Origin of the sequence: Neotamlana laminarinivorans (assembly GCF_020523925.1) — a bacterium.
GTDB classification, from domain to species: domain Bacteria; phylum Bacteroidota; class Bacteroidia; order Flavobacteriales; family Flavobacteriaceae; genus Neotamlana; species Neotamlana laminarinivorans.
In genome coordinates, this window is sequence record NZ_JAJAPW010000027.1 from 1 (window position 1) to 543 (window position 543).

At 29.3% G+C, this 543-nt stretch carries 1 protein-coding gene; it reads left to right on the top strand.

The window, feature by feature from the left end; all coding sequences use genetic code 11:
* Positions 1 to 500 (top strand): IS30 family transposase (locus LG649_RS15900; RefSeq protein ID WP_226544807.1); only part of this gene is annotated, 500 nt, incomplete at its 5' end.
* Between the last annotated feature and the right edge of the window lie 43 nt (positions 501 to 543).

Consider the following 543-nt stretch of genomic DNA (forward strand, 5'->3'; position numbering starts at 1 on the left):
ACAATAGACCTAAGCACATTGAGCTAAGAAATGAAGTTGGACATTGGGAAGGTGATTTAATCATTGGAAAAGGACAAAAATCGGCAATAGGAACAATCGTAGAACGCAAATCAAGATATACTTTAATAATAAAACTAAAATCTAGAAAAGCCGATGAAGTAGCTAAAATGTTCGCTAAAAAATTAAATCAACTTAACAGAAAACTTAGAAAATCTATGACTTATGATAACGGGGTAGAAATGGCTAAACATCATATAATATCTCAAAAAACAGGAATCAAAATTTACTTTGCTCACCCATATTCTTCTTGGGAAAGAGGTACTAATGAAAATACTAATGGAATTATTAGAAGAGACCTACCTAAAGGAACGGACTTTAATCTTATAGATGAAAAAAAATTACTTAAAATTGAACAAAAACTAAACAATAAACCTAGGAAAATAATAGGGTATAAAACTCCTAAAGAAATACTCGAATTTGAAGAAAAAAATGTAGCTTAGTAACACTAAAAATTAAAAACGCTTTGTTGCGTTAGAACATTGA